Origin of the sequence: uncultured Clostridium sp., from assembly GCF_947072515.1 — a bacterium.
In the GTDB taxonomy this organism is placed as follows: Bacteria; Bacillota; Clostridia; order Clostridiales; family Clostridiaceae; genus Clostridium.
In genome coordinates this window covers 1-8,767 of the sequence record NZ_CAMTIG010000092.1, presented here as the reverse complement: position 1 = coordinate 8,767, position 8,767 = coordinate 1, and the positions used below count along the sequence as shown (strand labels likewise).

Genomic DNA, 8,767 nt, shown 5'->3' with positions numbered 1-8,767 from the left:
ACAACTCCTTTATGGAAAGAATCTATAAGTGGAGATGAAGTAAAAGCACTTCAAAATGAATTAAATAATCAATGTGGTGCTAATTTAAAAGTCGATGGATTCTTTGGAGATTCTACCTTAAATGCTTGTATAACTATTTATCCAGGAGCTAATGGAAGCTTAACAAAATTAATCCAACAAAGATTAATTAATAGAAGTTATAATTTAAATCCTTATGGAGCAGATGGAGATTTTGGAGATACTACTGTAAAAGCAATTAAAACGCTTCAAGACTGCTTTAACTTAGTTCAAGATGGAATTGTAGGTAAAGCAACTTGGAAAGCTCTATATGGAGTAAGTGTCGGTAACTTTTAAAGTTAATATCTATCAAAACAATAGAGAACACTAAATAGTGTTCTCTATATCTAAATTTATTTTTTTTTCTTGTATAATAATTTTTCTCCTAAAAAAATTATTGGAATACTTAATAAAATATATACTATATCCATGAAATCATATGTTCCTATATCTATTCTACTTTGTATTAATTCAGCAATTATTAATCCAATTATAATACTACTTACATCTAACCATTTTTGCTTAGAATTAAATATAAATCTTATTTGAATAATAATTAATGCTAATAATAAACTTGGTACTGATCCAATCACTATATATTCACTATTATTTAATGAATATATCCATGGTCTTATACATAATAATATTATAAGCGTAACCAGTAAAATTATAACATAAACATATCTTATTTTATTTATATAATGCTTGCCACGTTGCATTTCCAATAATTCCATCTGCTGCTAATCCTTTGCTTTTTTGGAATTTTATTATTGCATCTTTTGTTGCTGGTCCATAATATCCATCTGCGCTTATATTATATCCATGACTTTGTAATGCGAATTGTGCAGTTTGTACAACCCATCCAGCTTCATAATACCCTTTTCCAACATATTGGGTTTTAGGAGTAACTTTAGGTAATCCATTATATGCTACATTACTAGCTACACCTATCGCAATTGATCCTCCTACTGATCCTACTACTTTTGCTCCGGTTTTTATAAACTTTAGAATTTTTCCTGTTTTCCATCCCGCTCGTATAGCTATTGCTGTTAATGTTATTATATTTATTGCTTTTTCATCACTTGATGCACTATAATATTTTTCATTATTATAAAATGGAGATGCTTCTATATTATTTGGATCTATTATAAAATTGCTACTAATTTCATATTTATTCATAAATTTGTCTACTTCATCATAATTATTTTCTTCTTCTGCAGTTTCTAAAAGCATTTGTATATCTTGTATATCTTTAGTATATTTATCTCCTGATATTGAATTAACTTCGATATTTTCTTTTTTATAAATGTCACTATTTAATTCAGTTGTTTCAGTTTGTATCTCTTTTTTTTCTTTAATAGTTTCCGCCATAACCGTTAAACTTGGTGATACTATAGTTGTCGTAAGTATAGCTGTTAACCCCATTATAGCTATCCTCTGTTTCTTCTCTTTCATCTAATTCCCCCTTTTTACCTTTAATGGTTTTTTATTACATTTTAATTGTAATATATATTTCTTCCCCTTAAAAGATAAATCGTTCGACTTATTTTTCAATATATTATATATCATTCGACTTGTTTTTCAATATATTGTGAATAGTACCAATTGAGCAATGAAACATTTTTCCTAATTCTCTAATTGATTTACCATCTTTATTCTGTTTTTTAATTTCTTCAATTTGCTGTTCCGTAAATATTTTTTTACGTCCACCTTTATTTTTCACTTTAGAATATTCCATCTTATCCCTATATTCTTCATTTTCTTTTTCTAGTTTTTCTAATTTTGATTTTAATTCTCTATTTTCTCTAAGTTCTTTTGCAAGTAATTCATCAAGAGCTTTAGCTTTATCTGTAATTATTCCAGTTGTTTTTTCTAAAACCCTTTTTTCAGAACTATTTTTTACTTTAAGATCACTAATTTGATTTTCAAACTCTTTAACTATTTTCTTATGTCTTTCTTTAATTCTCTTTAATTTATCTTCTAACTTTTTATTTTCATTTTCAAAAGTGTTGGCAACATCTTTATAAGTTTGAATTTGTTTTTCACTTTTTAATAGTTTATCTTTTAGATTATTTATTTCATCACGAAGCTTATATATAGTTGTATTTTTTTCTTTTATGTCCAAAATATCACCTCATTCTATTTAATTTATAATTATATATCTAACTTCTCTAATAGAGTCTTCATATCCTTTATTGTTCAAAAATAAATTTGAACACATTATGATTTAATAATTTCTTTTGTTCATTTTAGTTTTTGAACGCTTTATTCAAAAAAATATAGTTCATTATTTATTTTTGAACATCTTGTATAAGCTAATCGAACCTTTGATATCTATTAATTTTAATGTTTCAACCTTTATTCCATCTTTAATCATTTCATCAATAAGTTCCTTATATAATTTTACACTCATATCTTTTGCTCCTTTACAGAGCAACACAGTTGAGTTATACTAATATTGCAGTAGAAGTGGTAACTCAAAAGGTTGCTGCTTTTTTTATTTTTTTATAATATTTCATCTAATGAAGATTTAACTTCTTCATCAAGTTCACTTTTAATTTCTTCTTTAGTTTCTTTAGTAACTGCTAATTCATTCTTTATTTCCATTCCAGCACAATCTCTAGCAATTAAATTAGTTAAATATATAGAAAAATTTCCTCCAAACATTTTATCAGCTTTTTCTTTTCCTTTTAACCAAATTTCTTCTTCAATACTTATGTTTTTTCTAACCTTCAAATTTTTCACATCCTATTTTATAGTAAGCTTTTGCATTTGTAAAAACTGTATCTTCATCTACTTCACTATCAATAAACTTAGATAATCTTAATGATCCTCCACCAACATAAATTCTTTTTGAAATATTAAATTCTTGGATTCCTTTTAATCTATTATCAATTAAGTTAGCGTGTCCCTTTAACACTTCATCTATTAAACTTTCAATATTTATAGATTTTCCATCTTTAATTATTTCTTTTGAATTTAAAATATCATCAACTTTTAAAACGTCATAGCTCACTTCATATTTTGCTTTTATCTTTTGCACTAATGTATTAGCTAATACATTCATTCCTAATTCTAAAGTATTAAGTTTTCTTAATTTCTTATTATTGAAATAACTTAAATCTACTGTAAATCCCCCTATATCAATTATACAAACATCACCTACTAATTTTTCAGGATTTAATAATAATACTCCCGCACTTTGTGGAAATACTATAACATCTGTAATAGTAAATCTTTTAGGCTTATCATTTAATGTTATTGTCACTTTTTTACCTTGTAATTCTTTTATTAATTCTTCTTTTTGTTCTGCATAATATTGAGCTGGAAGTCCAGTTACCAATTGAATTTCTTCAGTAGTTTTATTTTTCATTGCTTTAGCAATTGCAGTATATAAACATACTTTAAAATTTAATGAGTGCATTTTATTTATTTCAGTTGCATAAAGTCCGTTTTCTTCTCCTACAGTAAATGTCGTTCCTTCAAATTCAACTACTATTGAACCTCCAATATCTAAAGAACCTTCTTCAATAGTAGACTTAAATGAAAATTCTATTCCTTCTCCAAAAACTTTAGTATGACTATATCCTACATCAATTCCTAATTTCATATTCAATTTACCTCCAAATTGTTTTAATTTATCTTACAAACTTATATTACTACATTTTACTTACTATGTCAATATATTGTGTGTATAAAATACACATTTATTTTATTTTATAATTCGACACCCCTTGATTTATAAGTATATTGTGTGTATAATGTAGTTATAGGTTAATTGATATTAAAAAAGCTCCTTGAAATTATTCAAAGAGCTTTAAACAAAATTACCAATTAATAGACAATATAATAAATATTATGTTATTATATAAACAAATTAAATTAAGAATAAACATATAATAAAAAAGAACGACAAAAAACCGTTATACTCAAACTTTGGTCGGCTAGAGTAATAACGGTTCACCAGTTCCTAATAGGACTTTCTATATCCTTTAAGGGTTTCATTACATTTATAATAATAAAAATTATATGTAATGTCAATAGATATCCTCCTGTTAAGAATTGTTTTAAGTTCTTTTCAAGGAGGATTTTTAAAGTGGAAAAAGAAAGAATTGTTAAAACAGAAGTTAAAATAGAAGGTATTGCAGATCAAGGATATGGATTTACATATCAATATATTAATAGAAGTAAAGAGCTTACTATTGAAGCAAAAGAGATTTATAATTATTTATCAGGATTTGCTGGTAAAGGACATGAAGCTTTTCCAAGTGTAAGTTTAATGTTAGCTGAATTAGGGATAAGTAAAACTAGATTTTATAAACATAGAGAGCTATTACTAGAAAAAGGATTAATTAGAGTAGAGCAAGGAAGATTTAAATATAAAAATCAAAACAGAGAATACTTAGATACTTGTCTTTATATTTTACTTACAGATTATGAAAAAATAGAAGAACAAAAAGAAAAATATAAATTAGAAAAAGACCAAAAAGACGTTAAAAAAAGTAACGTTAAACAACGTCATATAAAAAAACAAGGCAACGTTGAACCTACTGAAAACACTAACGTTGATGAGATTCCTCAAAACGAGGATACTCAAAACGAGGATACTCAAAACAAGGATATAAATAATAACAACTCTAACAATAACAACTTTAACAATAACAATATAACTACTACTAAAGAAAAAGATAATACTAAAAAAAATAATAGTAGTAGTATAAATATAAATTTAGATATTAAGGGAATTACAAAAACTAATATTAAAAGACTTAATTTAAACCAAGAGCAAATAGATCTATTAGAAAATTATGTAGCTATTAGTGAATATGAAAATTTAGATAAGTTTTGTTATTATATTGCAAAACAAATAAAGAATGAATTAATAACTGAAAAAGATTTAGCTATATCTAAAAAAGTTTCTAAAAAGAAAAAAGGAACTGGATTATCTCCTTACTTTGAAAAAGATAAAGAATACTATCAGAAAGCAGCTAAAGAGTTTGAAGAAGAAGCTTTTAATTGGGACTTATAATGATTAATAACTAATGTATAATATATGTTTTAATTATTAGAAATATGACTTTTAAATAAATATATAGTTTTTATAGGGTTATATTAGTGTGTACAAGCTTTAAATAGTAATGGTAATAGGAAATACTATAGAGAAGATAAGCTAGCTTAAAATTAATTTTAGAAACATAGAAAATTTAATTTAATTAGATACAGAATAATTAAATTAAAAAAATTAACCTGATAGGTGAATAAAAATGGACTAAAAGGGGATGTTTATAATATAATGATATTAGAGTTTAAGAATAATAAAATACAAAAAGAGTGTGAAAATCCTAAAAAGGCACAACAAGCCTATGGCGAAGAAATGAAAAAAAAATTATTATTAAGAGTAAATGAATTGAGATCATCAGATACGCTCGAGGATGTTAGCTATATTCCAGCAGCAAGGCTTCACAGATTAAAAGGCAATAGAAGCCATCAGTATGCTGTGGATTTAGTTCATCCTTTTAGGTTAGTTTTTGCACCAAAATGTGATGCGGCTGATTTAAATAAACTAAACTCTATTGAAATTGTTAAAATCGAGGAGGTTGTTGATTATCATGGGAACTAATAATTTTGAACCAGTAGAAGCAATTGCTCCAGGTGAAACTATTAAAGAAAATATGGAGTATCTAGGATTAAATCAAAAAAAATTAGCAATTAGATTAGGAATAACAGAGAAGCATTTAAGTGGTTTAATAAATGGTAAAGTTGCTATAACAGCAAGTATGGCTATAAAATTAGAGGAAGTACTAGGACCACGTGCAAAATTCTGGATGAATTTAGAAGCAAACTATCGTTTAGATTTAGAAAGAATTAAGAAACAAGAAGATATAGATAAAGAGTTAGAAATACTAAAAAATATAAAATATACTGATTTTGTTAAGAATGGTTGGTTGAAAAAAACAAGAGATAAGTTTGAAAAAATTGAGGAGTGCAGAAAGCATTATGGGGTATCAAATTTATGTTTAATAGATCAAACTTGTAATGTTAGATTCAGAAAAAATAAAACAGAGATGAACTATAATGTAGCTGGATGGTTAGCTCAATTAAATAGATTAGGAAATTCATTTAGAACAGAAAAGTTTAGTAAAACAAAGTTAAAGACTAAGATTCAGAAATTTAGAGAATTAACTAATAAGCCAGGCTTTTTTAAAGAGTTAGTAGAAGAATGTGCAATGTGTGGTATTGCATTAATAATTCTTGAAGATATACCGGGAAATGGAATATCTGGAGCAACAATATGGGCTAAAGATAAGATTATTTTAGGACTAACAGTTAGAGGAAAAAAATCTGATAAATTTTGGTTTACTTTTTTCCATGAATTAGCGCATATACTTCATCATGAAAAAGAAGATTGTAATATAAGTTATGATAAAGAAGATGACGAAATTGAGGCTGAAGCTGATAGAATAGCTAGAAATTATTTAATTCCAGATGAATTATATTCTAAATTTTTAGAGCGATATAGTTGTACAAAAACTAGTATTGTGGAATATTCAAGAGAATTAAATATTCATCCGAGTATATTATTAGGAAGGCTAACATATGATGGTTATTTAGCATATGGTAAATTTACAGAATTACAAACTACATTTAGAATTGTAAAAGTTAATAATAATTAATATTGTAAATTTGAAAGTATAGCTGTATAATGTAAACAGCGCAGATAAAATATAGAAAATTTTCTAAGTTTAAGAGAATATAGAATATTAATGCAAATTAATAAAAGTAATTAAAATCCTATTTATTTAGGCGTAGAAGGTATTTAAATTAAAAAGAATTAGCCACTGGGCTATAGAGATATATTAAAAAAATTTAGCGAAAGCTATGAGGAATAAAATATAGTATCCCATTAAATTGGGCGTAGGCGGAATTAAAAGAGATAAAAACAAGAAAATACATATAGATAATAGAATAGCTCTTATTAAAGTAGAGTTATGTTATTTATATTGTTTTAAGTTTTGTCTCTTTTTTTGTACAAAAAATCAAAAGATGAAATTTAAAGAAAGTAGGAGAATTAAAGAGTATTTTAGAGTTTAAAGTTAAAAATACTGAATTTGAAAAACTATAAAAAACTATAAAAACATGGAGTGTTTTTATAAAAAGTATGAAAAAAAATTTTTTTTGTATGCAATTTATAGAAAAAAGTATAGTAAAGAAAATTTGAGAAATAAATAGCTATTTAAGAAATATGAGGTTTGTTCTATAGAGCTATTTAAACTAAACTAAATATAACAGCAGGCGGCCAATAAATAAGAAGAAAGGTGATAAGTAAAAAAAGTTTTTAAAATATGAAAATGATAGTTAAATATATAAAATACTAAAATAAATAAGAAAATTATACCAAAAAATTATTGAAAATGGAATTTTGTATATGAAGGTTTGCTAAAAAATTATCAATTTAAGTCGTTTGAAAGCAGGAACATAAGTTCGTATAATTTAAGTATAATGATGTTTGGGGGATTTTAAAATGGATACAAAAGAGAAACAAGAATTAATAGAATTAATAGAAATATTAGATAGTAAGTGGATAAAAAATATATTAAATTATGTAAAAATAATAAAAGAAAAGGAGAGCTAATATTAGCTCTCCTTTTTTGGTAGTCCTGATATAAGTTTTTTTATACAATCAAAATATTCAGGTTCTAATTTTTTCAAACTTATCACAATTTCATATAATTCAGAGTTTGATTGACTTAATTCATACATTAATTCAGCAAGTTCTCGCTCTTTCAATGGTATAGAATATATATCTCCAATTCCATGAATTAACCATTCTTTATTAACTCCAAATGTAGTTATTATTAAATTAATTAAATAATCTTTCGGTTCAACTTTTCCATACTCTATATTTGCAATAACAGATCTAGAAACGCCAAGTTTATTTGCAAATTTATCTTGTGATAAATTTTCAAGTTTTCTAAGTTCTTTAATTCGTTTATCCATAAAAAAACTTCCTTTCATAGAAATTATACAATATAAAAATTGTTCTATCAAGACAAAAATAAATGTTAAAAATGTGTTAAAATGCAAAATGTGTATTGTAAAGACAAAAATAAAGTAATAATATTGTATTGTGAGAGCGAGGTGATTATATGAATGCTGAAGAAATATTAGAAATAATACCTTATTTACAGTTAATTGAAAATAATGAAGATATAAAATTGGTTAAAAATGCAATTAATTCTTGTTTGGTTGTACAAGAATTAAAAAAGGTTAAAGATATACCAAAACAATAAAAATATTATTTATTTTATAATCTTTAAATTTTAAAAATAGAAACTGATAAGGTCAAGACTATTAAAAACATAAAAATTATAAAACAAATAAATTTTTAAAAGGTGATTAAAAATGAAGTGGAGCACACACAAAGGTTTTAAAAATGAATGTAATAAATGCTGCTTAATTTGTAATGACTTTTCTAAATGTAAAGAAACTTGTACAAATATAAGAGCTATTTGTGAGGAGTGTAAACATGATATTAGAAATGTACGTAGAGAAAGCAGTAAAGCTAGTGGAAAGTGGGTATTCAGTTATCCAAGCTGTAGAGAAAGTAAAGAAAGAATACAAGTTAGGAGATAAAAATGATAAAAGCAAAAATTGAAAGAAATAATGACAAATGTAAATGTGAATGTTCATGTCATGGAAATGCAGGAGA

At 25.1% G+C, this 8,767-nt stretch carries 13 protein-coding genes; 6 read left to right on the top strand and 7 right to left on the bottom strand.

Features of this window, described 5'->3' with window-relative positions; translation table 11 throughout:
• A partial coding sequence (locus tag Q0W06_RS18450) for a peptidoglycan-binding domain-containing protein (RefSeq protein ID WP_297639253.1) occupies window positions 1-354 on the top strand: 354 nt, incomplete at its 5' end.
• Window positions 355-410: 56 nt separating this feature from the next.
• On the opposite strand, the gene Q0W06_RS18445 is transcribed toward Q0W06_RS18450, so the two are convergent.
• From Q0W06_RS18445 to Q0W06_RS18420, 6 genes are all read right to left on the bottom strand, one after another.
• Window positions 411-791, bottom strand: a complete 381-nt coding sequence (locus tag Q0W06_RS18445) for a hypothetical protein (protein WP_297639250.1) — start codon at window positions 789-791, stop codon at window positions 411-413.
• Window positions 748-1,512 carry a peptidoglycan-binding domain-containing protein gene (locus tag Q0W06_RS18440; protein ID WP_297639248.1) on the bottom strand — a complete coding sequence of 255 codons (765 nt, stop codon included), beginning with the start codon at window positions 1,510-1,512 and terminating at the stop codon, window positions 748-750. Before Q0W06_RS18440 ends, Q0W06_RS18445 begins: the two co-directional genes overlap by 44 nt.
• Window positions 1,513-1,615: 103 nt before the next feature.
• Complete coding sequence (locus Q0W06_RS18435) at window positions 1,616-2,182, bottom strand: hypothetical protein (protein ID WP_297639246.1); 567 nt, start codon at window positions 2,180-2,182, stop codon at window positions 1,616-1,618.
• Window positions 2,183-2,344: 162 nt separating this feature from the next.
• Window positions 2,345-2,470 carry a hypothetical protein gene (locus Q0W06_RS18430; protein WP_297639244.1) on the bottom strand — a complete coding sequence of 42 codons (126 nt, stop codon included), beginning with the start codon at window positions 2,468-2,470 and terminating at the stop codon, window positions 2,345-2,347.
• Between the two features lie 92 nt (window positions 2,471-2,562).
• On the bottom strand, window positions 2,563-2,793 hold the full coding sequence (locus tag Q0W06_RS18425; protein ID WP_297639243.1) for a hypothetical protein: 231 nt from the start codon (window positions 2,791-2,793) through the stop codon (window positions 2,563-2,565).
• Window positions 2,783-3,667, bottom strand: coding sequence for a ParM/StbA family protein (locus Q0W06_RS18420; RefSeq protein WP_297639241.1), 885 nt, complete (start codon window positions 3,665-3,667; stop codon window positions 2,783-2,785). Before Q0W06_RS18420 ends, Q0W06_RS18425 begins: the two co-directional genes overlap by 11 nt.
• Before the next feature lie 486 nt (window positions 3,668-4,153).
• On the opposite strand from Q0W06_RS18420, the gene Q0W06_RS18415 reads away from it, so the two are divergent.
• From Q0W06_RS18415 to Q0W06_RS18405, 3 genes are all read left to right on the top strand, one after another.
• Window positions 4,154-5,086, top strand: coding sequence for a hypothetical protein (locus Q0W06_RS18415; RefSeq protein ID WP_297639239.1), 933 nt, complete (start codon window positions 4,154-4,156; stop codon window positions 5,084-5,086).
• Between the two features lie 264 nt (window positions 5,087-5,350).
• A complete protein-coding gene (locus Q0W06_RS18410) occupies window positions 5,351-5,677 on the top strand; it encodes a type II toxin-antitoxin system RelE/ParE family toxin (protein ID WP_297639236.1) in 327 nt (108 codons plus the stop codon).
• The gene (locus Q0W06_RS18405; RefSeq protein ID WP_297639233.1) at window positions 5,667-6,731 is read left to right on the top strand and encodes a HigA family addiction module antitoxin; all 1,065 of its coding nucleotides are present in this window, start codon (window positions 5,667-5,669) and stop codon (window positions 6,729-6,731) included. Before Q0W06_RS18410 ends, Q0W06_RS18405 begins: the two co-directional genes overlap by 11 nt.
• 961 nt (window positions 6,732-7,692) lie before the next feature.
• On the opposite strand, the gene Q0W06_RS18400 is transcribed toward Q0W06_RS18405, so the two are convergent.
• A complete protein-coding gene (locus tag Q0W06_RS18400; RefSeq protein WP_297639231.1) occupies window positions 7,693-8,055 on the bottom strand; it encodes a helix-turn-helix transcriptional regulator in 363 nt (120 codons plus the stop codon).
• A 149-nt stretch (window positions 8,056-8,204) separates the two neighbouring features.
• Between Q0W06_RS18400 and Q0W06_RS18395 the strand changes: the two genes are divergently transcribed.
• Window positions 8,205-8,348: a hypothetical protein gene (locus Q0W06_RS18395; protein WP_297639228.1), complete on the top strand. Its 144-nt coding sequence runs from the start codon at window positions 8,205-8,207 to the stop codon at window positions 8,346-8,348.
• Window positions 8,349-8,460: 112 nt separating this feature from the next.
• Window positions 8,461-8,691 (top strand): hypothetical protein, encoded by a 231-nt coding sequence (locus Q0W06_RS18390; protein ID WP_297639225.1) that lies wholly within the window; start codon window positions 8,461-8,463, stop codon window positions 8,689-8,691.
• Window positions 8,692-8,767 lie beyond the last annotated feature (76 nt).

Bases quoted from the DNA above. Each gene is read 5' to 3' on its own strand.
- Q0W06_RS18430 (WP_297639244.1), bottom strand. From the start codon at position 2,470: ATGAGTGTAAAATTATATAAGGAACTTATTGATGAAATGATTAAAGAT.
- Q0W06_RS18405 (WP_297639233.1), top strand. From the start codon at position 5,667: ATGGGAACTAATAATTTTGAACCAGTAGAAGCAATTGCTCCAGGTGAA.
- Q0W06_RS18445 (WP_297639250.1), bottom strand. From the start codon at position 791: ATGGAATTATTGGAAATGCAACGTGGCAAGCATTATATAAATAAAATA.
- Q0W06_RS18440 (WP_297639248.1), bottom strand. From the start codon at position 1,512: ATGAAAGAGAAGAAACAGAGGATAGCTATAATGGGGTTAACAGCTATA.
- Q0W06_RS18410 (WP_297639236.1), top strand. From the start codon at position 5,351: ATGATATTAGAGTTTAAGAATAATAAAATACAAAAAGAGTGTGAAAAT.
- Q0W06_RS18390 (WP_297639225.1), top strand. From the start codon at position 8,461: ATGAAGTGGAGCACACACAAAGGTTTTAAAAATGAATGTAATAAATGC.
- Q0W06_RS18395 (WP_297639228.1), top strand. From the start codon at position 8,205: ATGAATGCTGAAGAAATATTAGAAATAATACCTTATTTACAGTTAATT.
- Q0W06_RS18400 (WP_297639231.1), bottom strand. From the start codon at position 8,055: ATGGATAAACGAATTAAAGAACTTAGAAAACTTGAAAATTTATCACAA.
- Q0W06_RS18420 (WP_297639241.1), bottom strand. From the start codon at position 3,667: ATGAAATTAGGAATTGATGTAGGATATAGTCATACTAAAGTTTTTGGA.